Source organism: Burkholderia sp. HI2714, from assembly GCF_002223085.1.
GTDB lineage: Bacteria > Pseudomonadota > Gammaproteobacteria > Burkholderiales > Burkholderiaceae > Burkholderia > Burkholderia lata_D.
Window position 1 is genome coordinate 325,302 of record NZ_NKFM01000067.1, and the last position, 17,950, is coordinate 343,251.

General features: G+C 67.9%; 12 protein-coding genes and 1 pseudogene. 6 read left to right on the plus strand and 7 right to left on the minus strand.

Annotation, left to right across the window (positions count from 1 at the left end):
- The first annotated feature begins 86 nt into the window (after positions 1–86).
- From CFB82_RS38095 to CFB82_RS38110, 4 genes and pseudogenes are all read left to right on the plus strand, one after another.
- The gene (locus CFB82_RS38095) at positions 87–1,673 is read left to right on the plus strand and encodes a methyl-accepting chemotaxis protein (RefSeq protein ID WP_089487437.1); all 1,587 of its coding nucleotides are present in this window, start codon (positions 87–89) and stop codon (positions 1,671–1,673) included.
- 186 nt (positions 1,674–1,859) lie between these two features.
- Positions 1,860–3,818: a phosphatase PAP2 family protein gene (locus tag CFB82_RS38100; protein WP_089487438.1), complete on the plus strand. Its 1,959-nt coding sequence runs from the start codon at positions 1,860–1,862 to the stop codon at positions 3,816–3,818.
- Positions 3,819–4,110: 292 nt separating this feature from the next.
- A pseudogene (locus CFB82_RS44290) lies at positions 4,111–4,210 on the plus strand (LacI family transcriptional regulator); the annotation flags it as partial.
- A gap of 135 nt (positions 4,211–4,345) precedes the next feature.
- Positions 4,346–6,451: a TonB-dependent siderophore receptor gene (locus CFB82_RS38110; protein ID WP_089487439.1), complete on the plus strand. Its 2,106-nt coding sequence runs from the start codon at positions 4,346–4,348 to the stop codon at positions 6,449–6,451.
- Between the two features lie 141 nt (positions 6,452–6,592).
- Here the strand turns inward: CFB82_RS38110 and CFB82_RS38115 are convergent, their stop codons facing one another.
- The 5 genes from CFB82_RS38115 to xylA form a co-directional block, all read right to left on the minus strand.
- On the minus strand, positions 6,593–7,804 hold the full coding sequence (locus tag CFB82_RS38115; protein WP_089487440.1) for a sugar ABC transporter permease: 1,212 nt from the start codon (positions 7,802–7,804) through the stop codon (positions 6,593–6,595).
- On the minus strand, positions 7,801–9,360 hold the full coding sequence (xylG, locus tag CFB82_RS38120) for a D-xylose ABC transporter ATP-binding protein (protein WP_089487441.1): 1,560 nt from the start codon (positions 9,358–9,360) through the stop codon (positions 7,801–7,803). Before xylG ends, CFB82_RS38115 begins: the two co-directional genes overlap by 4 nt.
- 66 nt (positions 9,361–9,426) lie before the next feature.
- Complete coding sequence (gene xylF, locus CFB82_RS38125) at positions 9,427–10,455, minus strand: D-xylose ABC transporter substrate-binding protein (RefSeq protein ID WP_089487442.1); 1,029 nt, start codon at positions 10,453–10,455, stop codon at positions 9,427–9,429.
- 123 nt (positions 10,456–10,578) lie between these two features.
- Positions 10,579–12,057, minus strand: coding sequence for a xylulokinase (xylB, locus tag CFB82_RS38130; RefSeq protein WP_089487443.1), 1,479 nt, complete (start codon positions 12,055–12,057; stop codon positions 10,579–10,581).
- 4 nt (positions 12,058–12,061) lie between these two features.
- Entirely contained in the window at positions 12,062–13,384 is a 1,323-nt protein-coding gene (gene xylA, locus CFB82_RS38135) for a xylose isomerase (RefSeq protein WP_089487444.1), read from the minus strand.
- A 265-nt stretch (positions 13,385–13,649) separates the two neighbouring features.
- Here xylA and CFB82_RS38140 point away from each other — a divergent pair, with 265 nt between their 5' ends.
- Together CFB82_RS38140 and CFB82_RS38145 are read left to right on the plus strand one after the other, a co-directional pair.
- A complete protein-coding gene (locus CFB82_RS38140) occupies positions 13,650–14,849 on the plus strand; it encodes a XylR family transcriptional regulator (protein WP_089487445.1) in 1,200 nt (399 codons plus the stop codon).
- Between the two features lie 27 nt (positions 14,850–14,876).
- Positions 14,877–15,965, plus strand: a complete 1,089-nt coding sequence (locus CFB82_RS38145; RefSeq protein WP_089487446.1) for an aldose epimerase family protein — start codon at positions 14,877–14,879, stop codon at positions 15,963–15,965.
- A 186-nt stretch (positions 15,966–16,151) separates the two neighbouring features.
- Here CFB82_RS38145 and CFB82_RS38150 read toward each other — a convergent pair whose 3' ends face one another.
- Positions 16,152–16,766 (minus strand): HD domain-containing protein, encoded by a 615-nt coding sequence (locus tag CFB82_RS38150; RefSeq protein ID WP_089487447.1) that lies wholly within the window; start codon positions 16,764–16,766, stop codon positions 16,152–16,154.
- 63 nt (positions 16,767–16,829) lie between these two features.
- Positions 16,830–17,879, minus strand: coding sequence for a patatin-like phospholipase family protein (locus tag CFB82_RS38155; RefSeq protein WP_069250056.1), 1,050 nt, complete (start codon positions 17,877–17,879; stop codon positions 16,830–16,832).
- Positions 17,880–17,950 lie beyond the last annotated feature (71 nt).

Sequence of the window (17,950 nt, forward strand, 5' to 3'; positions counted from 1 at the left end):
TTGCTTCGGACAACGGTCCTAAATTGTTCATGTACCAATCCGATAATAAGGAAAGCTATTTGAATCAATGAAACAGGACTGCTCACATGAATAATCAACGATTAACGGTTCGCACGAAGCTGACCCTGGCTTTCAGCCTCCTGACCTGCATGGTCCTGCTCGTCTCCATTTTCGGCATCGTATCGCTCGGCAATGCGAACGCGGCATTCGAGAATTACGTCAACGGCACCAACGCCCGTGCACTCCTGGCGGACAAGGTTCGCGTCGCGGTCGACCGGCGCGCGATCGCCGCCCGCAACCAGGTGCTCGCGACCGCACCGCGCGACGCGGACCTCGAAAAGGACGCGGCGCTGCAGGCCGACCGCGAGGTCGGCGCGCTGCTCGGCGAACTGACGAATGCGGTCCGCGAGGGAAGCGGCGCCTCCGACAAGGCCCGCGAACTGGTCCGGCAAATCGGCGTGGTCGAAGCGCAGTACGGCCCGGTGGCGCGCGCCATCGTCGATGCGGCGGCGAACAACCGGCGCGATCAGGCCATCACGATGATCAACGAACAGTGTCGACCGCTGCTGGCCAGGCTCGTCGCCGCCACCGACGCCTATGCGACGTACGCCCGCACGCTGGGCGCGCAACTCGTGACGGAATCGGCCGACCGCTATGCCTCACAACGACTGATGCTGATCGTCATGTGTATCGCGGCGGCAGCCGCCGCCGCGATCCTGGGCGTCTTCATCACCCGCGGCCTGCTGCGCTCGCTCGGCACGGAGCCTGCCGCGCTCAGCGACATCGCGCGCCGTATCGCCGCCGGCGATCTCGGCATGGAATCCTCGACCGGTGCCGCGCCGGCCGGCAGCGTACTGGCTTCCATGCGGGACATGCAGGCGAACCTGACCCGCCTGATCTCGGAAGTCCGGACCGCATCCGGCAACGTCGCGACAGGCGCCGGCGAAATCGCGTCCGGCAACCAGGACCTCTCCTCCCGCACGGAACAGCAGGCCGCATCGCTGCAGGAGACCGCATCGAGCATGGAGCAGCTGACGTCCACCGTGCGCCTGAACGCCGACAATGCGCAGCAGGCGAGCGGGCTGGCCAACAACGCATCGGAGGTCGCCCAGCGCGGCAGCACGGCAGTCGGCCTGATGGTCGACACGATGACGGACATCAGCGCCGGCTCCGCCAAAATCGCCGAGATCACCGCGATCATCGAAGGGATTGCATTCCAGACCAACATTCTCGCGCTCAACGCGGCCGTGGAGGCCGCCCGCGCCGGCGAACAGGGCCGCGGCTTTGCCGTGGTGGCCAGTGAAGTCCGAAGTCTTGCGCAGCGCTCGTCGAGCGCCGCGAAGGAAATTCGCGAGCTGATCTCGCAATCGGTCCGGAAAATCCAGGACGGCTCGCAAATCGCGAACAACGCGGGCGAGACGATGAACCAGGTCACGCACGCAATCTCGCGTGTGACCGACATCATGGGCGAGATCGCGGCCGCGTCGAACGAGCAGAGCCGAGGCATCGAGCAGGTGAACCTGGCCATTACGCAAATGGATGAAGTCACCCAGCAGAACGCGGCGCTCGTCGAACAGGCAGCCGCCGCATCGAGGTCGCTCGAGGAACAGGGAGGCCGGCTTGCCGAGGCGGTATCGCTGTTCCGGCTCGACGCGCGCGCGGCCGGCGCCTAGCCCCCCCGCCGCGCACGTGCCGTCGATGGACGCATCCAATCCGTCACCCGACATGCTAAGCATCGGGAATTAACCAGATAGTGGGAATTCGCGCGCATTGAATCCGGCGCGAAACAAATCCGTAACGGCCGCGTAACGATCCATCACCACAATTCGCCATCTTCGACCATCAGGATGGAGTCTTGCATGTTTGCGTCACGAAGCCGTTTCCCGCTGCACGTCGCAGCCTTGTCGAGTGCGATCGTGCTGGCTGCGTGCGGCGGCGGCGATGATGTCGCGTCGACCAGCACCCTGGCCGCGGCCGTTCCCGCGCCGCCCGCCGACCCCGGCTTCGTCGACAGTGCGCCGATCCCGAGCGCGCCCGCTTTCGTCGACAACGTCGCGACCAACCAGCGCGGCGACGCGCGCTATGCGACGCTGTCGACCAACGCCGCGGTGCGCATGTTGGGCCGCTACCTCGATCTCTGGCAACCGGCGACGATGCTGGTCGACGCAGGCGTGAGCGCGCAGGCGTTCGGCGCGTTCCCGGCCATCTCGCCGTCGACCTGCTCCGGGCTGCCGAACAGCGGCGTATCGTGCGGCACGATCCTGAACGATGCGGTGCTGTCGGCCAACGTGCAGTACGTGGTCAACGCGACGACCGCCCGCACGCCGCAGCAGGCCGATGCCGCGTACTACGACGACCGGCGCGGCAAGGGTTACAGCGTGACCGACGGCATGGGCCCGCTCACCGCCGCGTGGCGCACCGCGGCCCAGCAGACGACCAGCATCACCAGCATTCCGTCCGACGCGACGACGGTGCTGTACAACGACTCGGGCAACAACGTCGGCGTCGGCAGCAGCACGAACGCGAGCTTCGGGAAAGTCGTCGACCTGCTCAACGAAATGGGCAACAACGCGTCGACCGAACCGTCCAAACGCTTCTTCAAATACGCGCGTCCGTACCGCTGGAGCACGAGCGTGGTGGTCGCGCCAACGCTCGTGCCGGCGGAAAGCACGACGCCCGCGACCGACGGCGGCTTCATCAGCGGCCACACGGCCGAGGCGGTGCGCGATGCGACGACGATGGCGTGGCTCGTGCCGGAGCGCTTCCAGGAAATGATCAGCCGCGGCCTCGAGCTCGGCGAGAACCGGATCCTCGCCGGCATGCACTCGCCGCTCGACGTGATCGGCGGCCGCATGCTCGCGCTGGCCGTCAGCGCGGCGAACCTGACCGCGTACGCCAATGACGCACAGACCGCCTACACGCAAGCCCACCAGGCGCTGCAGCAATTGACGGGGACGAGCGCCACGACGTTCTCCGCCTTCGCGCACTCCGGTACGGCGACGACCGACCGGTTCGCCGACTACGCGACGAACAAGGCCGCATTCCTGCGCCGCATGACGTTCGGCTTCGGCGCGATCGAATCGACGGACGCGCCGCCCGTCGTGCCGAAGGGCGCGGAGATCCTGCTGCAGACGCGCTTCCCGTACCTGAGCGCCGAGCAGCGGCGCGTCGTGCTGAAGACGACCGAACTGCCGTCCGGCTATCCGGTCATGGACGATGCGGAAGGCTGGGGGCGCCTGAACCTGTTCGCGGCCGCCGACGGCTACGGCGCGTTCAACGGCAACGTGGTCGTGTCGATGGATGCGTCGCAGGGCGGGCTCAATGCGGCCGACCTGTGGCGCAACGACGTCGCGGGCGCCGGCAAGCTGACGTTGCAAGGCAGCGGCACGCTGACGCTGGCGGGCAACAACAGCTACACGGGCGGCACGCAGGTGAGCGGCGGCACGCTCGCGGCCGCGTCGACGACGGCGTTCGGCAAGGGCGACGTGTACGTCGGCCCGGGCGGCGGCGTGAAGATCGCGGCCAATGCACCGGTGACGATCGCGACCCGCTATACGCAGCTCGACAACACGACGCTCGAACTCGACATCGACGGCAACGGCGGCGGACGCCTGCGCGTGGGCGGCCCGCTCACCGTCACGGGCGGCACGCTGCACGTGAAATTCGTGAACGGCTACGCGCCGAAGGCCGGCGACACCATCGCGCTGATCGACGGCGCGGCGGCGGCCGCGAAGTTCGCGACGGTGACGGTCGACGGGTTCAAGGCAACGCCCGTTTATACCGCGACGGGTGTGTCGGTCACGCTGTCGGCGGCGTAACCGGCGCCGGGCATCGATCCTGGCAGCGAGGCCGCTCGGGGGCGGCTTCGCGTGAGCCCCGGCTCACGCGAAACGGGCGGGCGCCGCCGTGCCGGCTTCGCCCGACGGGCAAGACCGCGTGCCGAAGCGTCGCTGCCGCTCGATGATCGTCGGCCGGTTGAAGTCGTGGACATCCGGCGTGGCGCCGGTTCACCTCGACACGGAATTCCAGCGCACGCGCGCGTCTCGGCGAGCAACCGCAGCGCCTCGCCGAGCAAGCCCTTCTCCGGTTCCGACAGTTGATCGCCGCGGCCAGTACATCGAGACCCATTCGAAGGTGCGGATCGTCGGCCCGTACTACTCGCAATCGCAAATGGCGACCGCGCCGAACCGGACGACCGACGGGCTGTCGGGCCCATCTCAAAATTACGATTGCAAATGCCTCTCATTTGCATTAAATTGCCGCGCGAATGTACTGTTTGGAACACCGATGTCGGCGCAAGGCCGCCCGCCGTGCCCGAACGCGAACGAGACAAAAAGGGACAGGTATGAGCAGGAGGAACTGGGCGGCCGCACCGATGGCCATCGTCGTCGGCACGGCCGGCATGGGTGCAGCGGACGCACAGGAAACGGCGCTGCCTGCGATCGAGGTGTCCGCGCAACGCGCGACGGCGCCGTTTCGCACACGCGAATCGACGAGCGCGACGCGCAGCGAGGCGGACGTGATGGACATTCCGTTCGCGGTCAGCAGTGTCGATACGAAGCTGATCCAGACCGTGGCCGCCACGCGCGGCGACGATCTTTACGACTGGGTCGCGGGCGTGTCGCGCCAGAACAACTTCGGCGGCCTGTGGGACAACTACGCGGTGCGCGGCTTCGCCGGCGACGGCAACACGTCCGGCACCGACTACCTGGTCAACGGCTTTTCGTGGAATCGCGGGATGAGCGTGCCGCGCGACACCGTCAACCTCGAGCGCATGGAAGTGCTCAAGGGGCCGGCGTCCGCGCTGTATGGCCGCGGCGATCCGGGCGGGATCATCAGCTATACGACGAAGCAGCCGCAGTTCGCACGCGCGAACACCATCGGCGTGTCGGCCGGCAGCTACGGCGCATTGCGTCAGACACTCGATTCGACCGGCCCCGTCACGAAATCGCTCGCGTACCGCTTCGTCGCGATGAACGAGAACAACGGCAGCTTCCGCGACACGGTATCGAGCAAACGCTACCTGTTCTCGCCGTCGTTCACGTGGGACATCGGCGCGGACACGACGCTCCATTACGAGTTCGAGAGCGCCCGTCAGCGCGCGCCGCTCGATCGCGGCGTGCTGGCGGTCAACGGGCAGCTTGGCGTGATCCCCGCGTCGCGCTTCCTCGGCGAGCCGCGCGACGGCGACTACGACGTGCGCAACACGGGCCATCAGTTCACGCTCGAACATCGCATCGATTCAGCCTGGTCGATCAACGCGGGCGTCGCGCAACGCAACACCGACCTGTCGGGGCGCTCGTCCGAGGCATTCGCATTGCAGCCGGACGGCCGCACGCTGTGGCGCCGCTACCGGCAAGTCGCGTTTCACTCGAACGACCTGCAAGGCCGCCTCGAGACGACCGGCACGTTCCGCACGGGCGGCATCGGCCATACGCTCGTGATGGGCGTCGATGCGTATCGCTTCAACTACGACCAGTTCGTCACGCGCTCCACGCCGAGCGCCGCGGCGCCCTATGCGATCGACATCTTCGATCCGGTCTACGGCCAGCCCGCGCCGACGCCGCGCACCGCGACCAACCTGCTCGAACGCGACGACGGTCAAGGCGTCTACGCGCAGGACACGCTCGCGTTCGGGCCGCACTGGAAAATCCTGGCCGGGCTGCGCTGGGATCGCTTCCACCAGTCGATCGACAACCGCCTGAAGGGTGTGACGACGAGCCAGTTGCAGACCGCGGTGAGCCCGCGTATCGGCGTCGTGTATGAAATGAGCCCCGCGTGGTCGCTGTATGCGAACACCGCGTACTCGTTCCGGCCGAACAACGGCGCCGACGTCGGCGGCAACGCGTTCGATCCCGAAAAAGGCCACGGCTACGAAGCCGGCGCGAAATGGGCGGGCGCGCGCTCGCTCACGACCGTCTCGGCGTTCTACGTGACCAAGCGCAACGTGCTCACCGCCGATCCCGCGAATGCCGGCTTCTCGCGCGCGGCCGGCGAAGTGCGCAGCCGCGGTGTCGAATTCGAATGGAGCGGCGACCTCGGTCACGGCCTGCGCGGCATCGCGAACTTCGCGTACGTCGACGCCGAGGTCACGCGCGATACCGTGCTGGCGCCCGGCTCACGCCTCGTCGACGTACCGCGGCTGAGCGGCAGCGCGCTGCTGATGTACGAGACGACCCTTCCGTTCGCGGACAAGGCCGGTGCCGGCGCCGGCGTGATCTATGTCGGGCGCCGCGCCGGCAACACGGCCAACACGCAGGACGGGTTCGAACTGCCGGCCTACGCGACCGTCCAGCTCAACGGCTACGTTCAGGTCAACAAGCACCTGCGGGCGTCGGTCGTGCTGAACAACCTGTTCAACCGCACGACCTACGTCAGCTCGTACAACAGCCTGTGGGTCACGCCGGGTGCGCCGCGCAGCCTGTTTGCTTCGCTGGCCTATTCGTTCTAGGTCGCATCGGGCCTCGGTCGATCGCGTTCGTCCGCCATCCGCATCGCGAACGCGAGCGCTTCGGCGCGCTCCAGCAGCAGCGCGCGCAGTGCATCCGCCGTGATGCGCCGGTCGCGCGGATTGCCCAGACCGAGCCCCGCCTCACCGCCGATTGGACCGCGACACCACGTCGATCCACACCGCCAGCACCAGCACCGCGCCCTTGACGATCATCTGCCAGTACGCGTCGACGTCCAGCATCGACATGCCGTTGTCGAGGCTCGCCATCACGAGCGCGCCGATCAGCGCGCCGTAGACGGTGCCCGACCCGCCGCGCATCGACGTGCCGCCGATGAAGCACGCGGCGATCGCATCGAGTTCGCCCATCGTGCCGGCGGACGGCGACCCCGCCGCCAGCCGCGCCGTGTTCACCAGGCCGGCAAACGCACACATCAGCCCCATCAGCGCAAAGATCGCGAGCTTCACGCGATCGGTATCGACGCCCGAGAGCCGCGTCGCCTCCAGGTTGGAACCGACGGCGTAGATGCGCCGGCCGAACACGGTCTGCGTCGCGATCCACGTGAACGCACCGAGCAGCACGAGCAGCAGCAGCACGGGCACCGGGATACCGCCGTAGCGGTCGAGCGTCGCGACGAAGGCGAACAGCACCGCGCCGGCGCCGACGATCTTCGCGACGTCCTGCCACCGCGGCGCGACCGCGAGCCGGTAGCGCCGCCGCGTCGCGCGCTGCCGCACCACCAGCAGCAACACGAGCGCGAACAGCAGGATCGCGAGGCCGTCCCCCACCAGGCGCGGCAGATAGCCCTGTCCGATGAACACGAAGCCGTCCGACACCGGCGCGATCGTCGAGCCGCCCGTCACGCCGAGCAGGATCCCGCGAAACGCGAGCATCCCGCCCAGCCCGACGATGAACGACGGCACGCGCCGATAGGTCGACCACCAGCCGTTGAAGAGCCCGATCAGCACGCCGAGCGCGAGCACGGCAGGGATCGTCGCCGCGACCGGCCAGTGGCGGTTGACGTCGAGGATCGCGGCAACACCGCCGAGCAGCCCGAGCAGCGAGCCGACCGACAGGTCGATCTCGCCCGCGATGATGACGAACACCATCCCGCACGCGAGCATGCCGGTGATCGACATCTGCCGCAGCAGGTTCGATACGTTGCGTGGTGTGACGAACGCGCCGTCCGTCAGCACCGAGAAAAACGTCCAGATCACGACGACCGCCAGCAGCAGCGCAAGCAGCTTGTAGCGCGCGAAGATCTGGCGAAGCGGCAGCCCCGCCGGGCGGCCGGCGGAACGATGCGCTTCGGCATCCGGCGTCGCCGGGGTCGAGGAAGAGAGTTCGGAATTCATGTCGCGCTCATTGCGGTGGGTTCGGTGGACAGCCGCGCGGGCTTCAGCGCGGCGCCGAGAATCTGTTCCTGCGTGAGGCCCTGGTTGACGAAATCGCCGCGCAGCTCGCCTTCGCCGATCACCAGCACGCGATCGGCCAGCCCGAGCACCTCGGGCAGCTCCGACGACACGACGATCAGCGCGACGCCACGCTTCGCCAGCGCGAAGATCAGCCGGTAGATCTCCACCTTCGCGCCCACGTCGACGCCGCGCGTCGGCTCGTCGAGGATCAGCACCTGCGGCTCGGCCAGCAGCATCTTGGCGAGCACCGCCTTCTGCTGGTTGCCGCCCGACAGGCTCGCGATCGGCAGGAACGGATGCGCGGCGCGCACCGAGAGCCGCTGCATCTCGGTGCGGATCGCATCGAGTTCGGCGGCCGCGTCGATCCGCCCGCGCGCCGCGAAGCGCCGCAGCACCGCCAGCGTGATGTTGTGGCCCACGCCGAGCTGCGGCACGATGCCATGGCGCTTGCGGTCCTCCGGCACCATCGCGATCCCGGCGCGGATCGCGTCGGCCGGCGAACGGATCGACAACACCCGGCCGTTCATCAGCACGGTCGCCGTGCACGCGCCCGGATACGCGCCGAAGATCGCCTGCATCAGCTCGGTGCGGCCCGCGCCCACGAGCCCGGCGACGCCGAGGATCTCGCCGCGCCGCACGCTGAACGACACGTCGTCGACTCGCTTGCGGCGCGCGTTCGTCACGTCGCGACAGGTCACGTTCCGCGCCTCCAGCACGACCTCGCCGATCTCGTGCGGCTCGCGCGGATACAGGTCGCGGATCTCACGGCCGACCATCATCGCGATGATCCGGTCGGTGGTCAGCGCGCGCATCGGCTCGGTCGCGACATGCCGGCCGTCGCGGATCACGGTGACCGTATCGCAGACGGCCGCGACCTCGTCGAGCTTGTGCGAGATGTACACGCACGCGACGCCGCGGCGCTTCAGGTCACGCACGATGTCCAGCAGGATGCGCGTTTCGGCGGCGCTCAGCGACGACGACGGTTCGTCGAGGATCAGCAGCTTCGCGTCCTTGTTCAAGGCCTTCGCGATCTCGATCAACTGCTGGTGGCCGCCGCCATAATTCATGACCGGCTGCGCGACGTTGATCGAGTCGATCCGCAATTCGTGCAGCAGCGCCTCGGCGCGCCGGACCATCGCGGCGAAGTTCATGCGCCCGCCCGGCAGCGTGATCTCGTTGCCGAGGAAGATGTTCTCGGCAACCGACAGTTCGGGCACGAGCATCAGCTCCTGGTGGATGATCACGATGCCCGCCCGCTCCGTGTCGCGCACGCCGGTTGCCGCGAGCGGCGCGCCTTCCCAGCGGATTTCGCCGTCCCACGTGCCGTGCGGATAGACGCCCGACAGCACCTTCATCAGCGTCGACTTGCCCGCGCCGTTCTCGCCGCACAGCCCGACGCATTCGCCGGGCCGCACCGTGAGGTCGATGCCGTCGAGCGCTTTCACGCCGTCGAATGCCTTGACGATGCCGCGCATCGTCAGCAAGGGTTCCGTCATTCGTTCATTGCCTCGCAGTAAGCGAGGCCGCCGTCGCGGCGGCCGCGCATCGCGTCCGTCGTACGCTTACTGGCTCGCCAGCTGCGCCTGGGTATAGAAGCCGTCCTTCACGACGACGTCGACGTTGCGCTTGGTCAACAGCGTCGGCTGCAGCAGCACCGTGTCGACCTTCTTCTTGCCGTTGTCGTATTGCGCATTGAACGCGGGCTTCGCGCCCTTCGCGAGATCCACGGCAAGCTTCGCCGCTTCGCTCGCGATCAGCTTGAGCGGCTTGTAGACGGTCATCGTCTGCGTGCCGGCGATCACACGCTTGACCGCCGCGAGATCCGCGTCCTGCCCGGATACCGGCACCTTGCCGGCCAGATGCTGCGCGGCGAGCGCCTGGATCGCGCCGCCGGCCGTGCCGTCGTTCGACGCGACGATCGCGTCGATCCGGTTGTTGTTCGCGGTCAGCGCATCCTCGGTGATGCGCAGCGCGGTCGACGCGCTCCATTCGGGCACCCACTGCTGGCCGACGACCTTGATGTCGCCGCGATCGATCGCGGGCTTCAGCACCTTCAGTTGTCCTTCGCGCAGCATCTTCGCGTTGTTGTCGGTCGGCGCGCCGCCGAGCAGGAAGTAGTTGCCCTTCGGCTTCGCATCGAACACGCCCTGCGCCTGCAGCTCGCCGACCTTCTCGTTGTCGAACGAGATATACGCGTCGACGTCCGCGTCGAGGATCAGCCGGTCGTACGACACGACCTTGATGCCGGCCTTCCTCGCTTCGGCGACGACGTTGCCGAGCGTCTTCGAGTTGAACGGCACGATCACGATCACGTCGACGCCGCGCGAGATCAGGTTCTCGATCTGCGAAATCTGCCGCTCCTCGCTCGCGTCGGCCGACTGCACCGACACCTTCGCGCCGAGCTTCGTCGCGGCCGCGACGAAATAGTCGCGATCGCGCGACCAGCGCTCGACGCGCAGGTCGTCGATGCAGAAGCCGATTTCGGGTTTGTCCTTGCTCGCATGCGCGAGCGGCGTGCCCAGCGCGAGGATCGCCAGCGCAGCGGCGCCGGCAAGCGAACTCAATACGGTACGACGCGTCACGGATCTCATGTCTCCACTCCTTGTTTTTGGACAACCTCACGAACGCCGGGCGAACGCCGAAATGCGCCGCCCGCATCGAGTCACTGCAAAGCACGGCAACGTGCGATGAGCATCGCGTCAGCGATCCGCACGTCAAACGCCCGTGGCAAACACCGGTTCGAGCGCACGGTAAAGCGCGCGAAACGTCGGCCGCCGCACGTCGCGATACCACGCGTGGCGCGCCATGTCCGGCTCGCGCACCGCGATGATCGGCGGCTGCGGGCACACGTCGTCGAGCGGCGCATCCGGTTCGAGCGCGAGATGCGCGAGGCGCGCGGCGCCCAGCGCCGGCCCCACCTCGCCGCCCGCGCGCAAGGTCAGCGCACGGCCGCTCAGGTCGGCGAGCATCTGCGTCCAGTACGCGCTACGCGAGCCGCCGCCGATCACCGTGATGCTGTCGGGCGCGAGCCCGGCCGCATGCAACGCGTCGATGCCGTCGAGCAGCGCGAAGCCGACGCCTTCGAGCGTCGCGTTCGCGAGATCCGCGCGCTGCGTGTCGGGCGTGAGCCCATAGAACACGCCCTTCGCATTCACGTCGTTGTGCGGCGTACGCTCGCCGCTCAGGTAAGGCAAAAACCACGGGCGGCTCGCGCGTGCATTCGTCTCGGCATCGTCGAGCAGCGCCGCGACGCCGTCATAGCCGGCCAGTTGCGCGGTGAAGTCGATACAGCCGGCCGCGTTCAGCATCACGGACATCAGGTGCCACGTCTGCGGCAGCGCGTGACAGAAGCTGTGCACGGCCGATTCGGGATTCGCGCGGAACCCGTCCGACACCGCGAAATAGACGCCCGACGTACCGAGCGACAGCAGCGCATCGCCGGGCCGCACGATGCCGACGCCCACCGCGCCGGCCGCGTTGTCGCCGCCGCCCGCCACCACCGGGATCTCGCGCAGCCCGAGCGCGCGCGCGACGGCCGGCAACAGGGTGCCGGTGACGCGATTGCCCTCGAACACGGCCGGCATCTGCGCGCGCGACAGCCCGCATGCGGCAAGCAGCGTGTCGTCGTAGTCGCGCTTCGCGACGTCGAGCCACAGCGTGCCGGCGGCATCCGACGGATCGGTCGCGAACGCGCCGGTCAGCCGGTAGCGCAGGTAGTCCTTCGGCAGCAACACATGGGCGATGCGCGCGAACACGTCAGGTTCGTGACGACGCACCCACAGCAGCTTCGGTGCGGTGAAACCCGGCATCGCGATGTTGCCGGCCACGGCGCGCAGCGCGGGCGCGAGCCGTTCCAGTTCCGCGCATTCCGCATCCGCGCGGCCGTCGTTCCACAGAATCGCGGGGCGCAACACCTCACCGTGCGCATCGAGCAGCGTCGCGCCGTGCATCTGGCCGGTCAGCCCGAGTACGTCGATGTCGCGCGGATCGATACCCGCCGCGCGCGCATCCGAAACGAGTGCGGCCAGCACGCCGCAAGCGGCATCCCACCAGTCACGCGGGGCCTGCTCGGACCAGCGCGGCCGCGGCCGGCTCACCGCGAGCGGGCGGCTCGCGCTCGCGCGCACCGCGCCGTCGCGGTCGAGCAGCACCGCCTTCACGCCCGACGTGCCGAGATCGAGTCCGATGTACATGGCGTCAGCGCAGCCCGTAGATCGCCTGGTTCACGATGTTCTCGCACCGCTCCTGCGCGCCGCTCGCGTGCCGCGGGTTCACACCGCGCGCGAGCGCCTCGGCCGCGAGCGACTCCAGCGTATAGTCGCCCGACAGGATCTTGCGGCCGAACGCGTCGTCCCATTGCGCATAGCGTTGCCGGCGCAGCGCGTCGAGCCGGTCGTTCTCGACCAGCACCGCCGCGCGTTCGAGCGCGAGCGCGAGCACGTCGATCGCGCCGACGTGGCCATAGAACAGATCTTCCGGATCGATGCTCTGGCGGCGCACCTTCGCATCGAAGTTCATCCCGCCGGTCGTGAAGCCGCCGTGACGCAGGATTTCGTAGAACGCGAGCGTCAGCTCCTCGACGCTGTTCGGGAACTGGTCGGTGTCCCAGCCGTTCTGCGGATCGCCGCGGTTCGCGTCGACGCTGCCGAACACGCCGAGCGCGAACGCGTTCGCGATCTCGTGATGGAACGAGTGGCCGGCGAGCGTCGCGTGGTTCGCCTCGATGTTCACGCGAATTTCGTTCTGCAATCCGTACTTCACGAGAAAGCCGTGCACCGTCGCGACGTCGTAGTCGTACTGGTGCTTGGTCGGCTCCTGCGGCTTCGGCTCGATCAGCAGCGCGCCCGTGAAGCCGATCCGGTGCTTGTGCTCGACGACCATCGACAGGAAGCGGGCAAACTGCTCGCGTTCGCGCTTCAGGTCCGTATTGAGCAGCGTCTCGTACCCTTCCCGGCCGCCCCACAGCACATAGTTCTCGCCGCCGAGCCGGTGCGTCGCATCGAGCGCATGGCATACCTGGGTCGCGGCCCACGCGAACACGTCGGGGTTCGGATTCGTCGCGGCGCCGGCCGCGAAGCGCGGGTGCGAGAACAGGTTCGCGGTGCCCCACAGGAGCCGCACGCCGCTCGCCTGCTGACGCTCGCCGAGATAGTCGACCATCCGCGCGAAATTCGCCGCATATTCCCGCAGGCTGTCGCCTTCCGGTGCGACGTCGGTGTCATGGAACGTATAGAAAGGCGTGCCGAGCTTCGTGAAGAACTCGAACGCCGCATCGGCCTTCATCCGCGCCCGCTCGAGCGCGTCGCCCGGCTGCTGCCACGGCCGCTGGAACGCGCCCTGCCCGAAGATGTCGTGCCCCGGCCACACGAACGTGTGCCAGTAGCACACCGCGATCCGCAGATGCTCGGCGAGCGTCTTGCCCAGCACGCGCCGCTCGGGGTCGTAATGGTGGTACGCGAGCGGATTGTCCGACTGCGGGCCTTCGTAGCGAATCGCGGGAATGTGTTCGAAATACGACATGGCGTCTCCGTGCAGGGTCTTGTTGCGGCGCAACGCGCGTCGTGGTGGCGCACGCGGCCGAATTCGGTAGGCTGGATCGTGCCCGCGCCCCTGCCGGGCGGCAATTGCGAAATTGCGCAGCACGCTTAATGTTTCTTGCCATCCGCTGCGCGCGGCGCACGTTCCGCCCTACAATCGCCAAACACCAGACACCGCGCGCCGCCGACCCGGGCGCGCCCCGGAGACAACGGCACGGCGCCCCCGACGCGCGTGCCCCGAGATCGAGATGACACGCGTCCCTTCCGCCCAGACACCGCATCGCATCGCGCTGCTGTTCAACGCGAACAAGGTCTACGACCGCGAGATCATCAGCGGCATCGGCCAGTACCTGCACACGACGCGCGTGGTGTGGGACCTGTTTCTCGAAGACGACTTCCGCTGCCGGCTCGCCGGCATCGAGCGCTTCGACGGCGACGGCATCATCGCGGACTTCGACGATCCCGCCGTCGCCGACGCGCTCGCCGGCTCGCCGCTGCCGATCGTCGCGGTCGGCTCGTCGTACGAGGATCCGGCCCAGTATCCTGACGATGTCCCATATATTGCGACGGACAACCCGAAGCTCGTGTCGCTCGCGTACACGCACCTGATCGGTGCGGGACTCGCGCATTTCGCGATGTACAGCCTGCCCATCGCGCAGGAAAACCGCTGGGCGCAGCAGCGCGAGCTCGCGTTCGACCGGCTCGCGCGCGCGGACGGGCTCGATGCGCCGATCTACCGCGGGCTGTCGACGAGCGCATCGGGCTGGAATCACGCGATCGAACAGCTGATCGGCTGGCTGCATGCGCTGCCGAAGCCCGTCGGCGTGATTGCCGTGACCGATGCGCGTGCGCGGCACCTGCTGCAGGCCTGCCTGATCGCCGGGATCGCGGTGCCGGAACAGGTGGCGATCATCGGCATCGACAACGACCCGCTCACGCGCACGCTGACACGCATTCCGCTGTCGTCCGTCATCCAGGGCACCGAGGAAATGGGCCGCACCGCCGCGCACCTGCTGCACCGGATGCTGCGCGGCGCGCGCTTTCCCGGGCAGCGCATTCTCGTGCCGCCGGTCGGCATCAACGTGCTCGAATCGACGCGCCACCAGCCGCTGGCGAGCCCGCACGTGATGCGCGCGCGGCATTTCATCCGCCAGTACGCGTGCCAGGGGATCAAGACCGAACAGGTCGCCGACTATGTCGGCGTATCGCGTTCGCTGCTCGAGGAGCACTTCCGGCGCGAATTGCAGCGCACCGTGCACCAGGAAATCCTGCGCCACAAGCTCGAAGCCGCGCAGGCGCTGCTCGCCGGCCGGCAGGCGTCGAGCGCCGAGGTCGCGATCCGTTGCGGGTTCACGTCGCTCCAGTACATGTACGCAGTGTTCAGGCGCGAGCTGGGCTGCACGCCGCGCGAATACCAGGAACGCGCGGCCGCCTCAGCGTCATACTGACGGCCGCCGCCCATCTGACCTCCTCCCATGCACATCGATACCGATTCTTCATCCCTGACGCACGGCGCGGCGCGCGTGCCTTCCGAGCCGTGGGGCACGCTGCCCGACGGCGAGCCCGTTCGGCGCTACACGCTGCGCAACGCGCACGGCATGCGCGTCGGCATCAGCGACCTCGGTGCGACCGTCGTGTCGTGGCTCGCCCCCGACCGCACGGGGCGCTTTGCCGATATCGTGCTCGCACACGACACGCCGGCCGAGTACCTCGAATCCGGCGCCTACCTCGGCGCGACGATCGGCCGCTGGGCGAACCGGATCGCCGGTGCGCGCTTCGAACTCGACGGCATCGGCTACCCGCTCGACCGCAACGAGAACGGCAACCTGTTGCACGGCGGCGCGAACGGCTTTCATCGCGCGCGCTGGGACGTGATCGACGACTGCGGCGGGCTGACGCTTCGGCTCGATTCGCCGGAAGGCGACGCGGGTTTTCCGGGCAACGTGACCGTGCAGGTTCGCTACACGCTCGACGACGAAGGCACGCTGACAATCGACTACGCGGGGTGGACCGATGCACCGACGCCGTTGAACCTGACGAATCACAGCTACTTTAACCTGAACGGGCGGCCGGGCAGCGACGTGCGCGGCCATCTGCTGCAGATCGACGCCGACGCGTTTCTCGAAGTGGACGATGCGCTGATCCCAACCGGCACGGCCGACGTGACGGGTACCGCGTTCGATTTCCGGCACAGCGCGCCGATCGGCGCGCGCCTCGACTGGCCGCACGCGCAACTGGCCCGCGCGCGCGGCTTCGATCATTGCTTCGTCCTGCGCGACGGTGCGCACGAGGCCCGGCCCGTTGCACGCGTCTACGATCCGGAAAGCGGCCGCGAACTGATCGTGTCGACCGATCAGCGGGGCCTGCAACTCTATACGGGCAACTATCTCGACGGCGTACGCGTGAGCGGCGGTACACGGTGCACGCAACACGCGGCGCTGTGCCTGGAGGCGGGCGGCTTTCCGGATCAGGTCAACATGGCCGGCCTGAGCGGTGACGTGATCCTGTATCCGGACGCCGTCTATCGGCAGACCACGCGGTATCGGGTAGCCGTTCACGCATAGTGTGCGCGGGCCGCATCGTCGCGCCCCCGTCCGCTTCGCGCCGGCTTCGGTCGATCGCCCCACCGGCCGGATCGACAGGCAGCGTGCCCACCACGGCCGAAGCGGGCACGCGCGCACCGGGTGCTCGCGGCGTCCGCTTCCCGTCAACGCACGCGGCACCTGCGATGCACGACAGCTTGCCCGTCGTCACGCCTGAATCGGCAAGCCCAGCCGCCAGCTCAGGTTCCCGCGCGCACGCGCCTCGCACCGCGTGTAGAAAAAGTCGGTCTGATAGATGCGCGGGCGGACGAGCAGCCAGCGAAGAATCGTCCGTTCGTGAAGGTCGTAGGCCCGGTCGTCGAGATCGGGGCGCTCTGCCCGGAGCAGGCGGCCGTCTTCGCGAAATCGCCGGTGAGACGCGCCCAGCTCGGCCAGGTCGATGTCGCACACGAAACGGGTGTCCGGATCCGCGGCGATTCCGACGTGGGTCGTCGCGAGAATCATCGCGCAGATCCGGTCGCACGCACCGATGCGCCCGGCGGCCAGGTGCCGGAACCAGTCGGCGCTGCGCTGCTCGTTGTTCTTCGCGCCCGGGACGTAGATCACGTCGTGGAACCACAGCGCGAGTTCGACCGCATCCGGATCGGGCATCGCGCCGCGCGCGAGGTCGACCTGACGCAAGCAGCGTTTCACATGTGCGAGCGTGTGGTAATGCCGCATCGGCTCCGAATAGCCTTCCGCCACCAAGCGATAGACCTCCTCGGCATGGGCTCCGCCGCTGCCCGACCACAACGCGACGAACCGCGCCTGCGTCTGGTTCACGTTCGCTCCTTGGCCCGTGGCGGCGGCACCGGTGCGCCCCGCGCCGACGTTACCGCCCTGCGCTCAGAGAAATTCCCGGCGTATGTCGATGCTCGACCGCTGCCCGATGTTGCCGTAGTGATGCGCGAGCCATGCATCCGCTTCGCGTCGCCCGTGGTCGTGCAACTCGCTCAGAAATCCCCAGTCCGCGTTGTACTTGCTCGATACGCTCAACGCGCTCAGCGCGTCGTCGGCGCGAATGGAATGGATCAGCATTTCCTTCATTTCGCCGCGCTTGATCGTGCCTTGCTGGATCAGGTCGGTGACGAACGCGATGGCGCGCATCTCGCGCATCAGCGACGAGTTGAAGCTGATCTCGCTGATCCGGTTCAGGATTTCCGCCGCCGTGACGGGCACCCCGCGACGCACGAGCGGATTGATGTGCACGATCACGACGTCGCGCGTCGAGCAGTTGTAGATCAGCGGATAGATGGCCGGATTGCCCATGTAGCCGCCATCCCAGTAGTACTCGCCGTCGATCGAGACCGCCTGGAACAAGGTCGGCACGCAGGCCGACGCCAGCACCGCGTCGGCCGACACGTCCGCTCCCGTGAAGACGCGGATCTTCCCCGTCTCGACGTTGGTTGCGCAGAGATACAGCCGGATCGGACAGTGCTTGCGCAGCGCGTCGAAGTCGACCTGGCGCTCGAGCACTTCGCGCAGCGGATTCAGGTTGTTCGGATTGAACTGATACGGCGAGAACACGCGCAGCATCATGTCGGTGAACGCATAAAGCGGCGAATGATCGAGCCCGAAGCTGTGCGTCCCCTTCAGCCACGGCACCCAGCGCAACGGGTTGTAGCGCTCCGCCGATCGCGCGACCGCCTGCCAGAAGTCGTGCAGCGCCTCGCGCGCACCGTCCTCGCCGCCCTTCAGCAGCCCGCACGCGAGCACGGCGGCATTCATCGCGCCGGCGCTGGTTGCACAGACGCCCTCGATGTCGAGCCGGCCGTCTTCGAGCAGCCGGTCGAGCACGCCCCAGGTGAATGCGCCGTGCATCCCGCCACCCTGTAGCGCCAGCGCGATCGGTTTGCGCGGACCATCGTGGCGGCGTCTCGCGTGCGTGGTTGTCATGCCCGTCTCCTCGAGCAGCGGCGGTTCGCGGACGGCACGGGGTCACACGATGCGCCGTCGTTCGCCGCGGG

Coding starts and splice junctions, on each gene's coding strand:
- CFB82_RS38095 (WP_089487437.1), top strand. CDS start 87: ATGAATAATCAACGATTAACGGTTCGCACGAAGCTGACCCTGGCTTTC.
- CFB82_RS38100 (WP_089487438.1), top strand. CDS start 1,860: ATGTTTGCGTCACGAAGCCGTTTCCCGCTGCACGTCGCAGCCTTGTCG.
- CFB82_RS38110 (WP_089487439.1), top strand. CDS start 4,346: ATGAGCAGGAGGAACTGGGCGGCCGCACCGATGGCCATCGTCGTCGGC.
- CFB82_RS38115 (WP_089487440.1), bottom strand. CDS start 7,804: ATGAATTCCGAACTCTCTTCCTCGACCCCGGCGACGCCGGATGCCGAA.
- xylG (WP_089487441.1), bottom strand. CDS start 9,360: ATGACGGAACCCTTGCTGACGATGCGCGGCATCGTCAAGGCATTCGAC.
- xylF (WP_089487442.1), bottom strand. CDS start 10,455: ATGAGATCCGTGACGCGTCGTACCGTATTGAGTTCGCTTGCCGGCGCC.
- xylB (WP_089487443.1), bottom strand. CDS start 12,057: ATGTACATCGGACTCGATCTCGGCACGTCGGGCGTGAAGGCGGTGCTG.
- xylA (WP_089487444.1), bottom strand. CDS start 13,384: ATGTCGTATTTCGAACACATTCCCGCGATTCGCTACGAAGGCCCGCAG.
- CFB82_RS38140 (WP_089487445.1), top strand. CDS start 13,650: ATGACACGCGTCCCTTCCGCCCAGACACCGCATCGCATCGCGCTGCTG.
- CFB82_RS38145 (WP_089487446.1), top strand. CDS start 14,877: ATGCACATCGATACCGATTCTTCATCCCTGACGCACGGCGCGGCGCGC.
- CFB82_RS38155 (WP_069250056.1), bottom strand. CDS start 17,879: ATGACAACCACGCACGCGAGACGCCGCCACGATGGTCCGCGCAAACCG.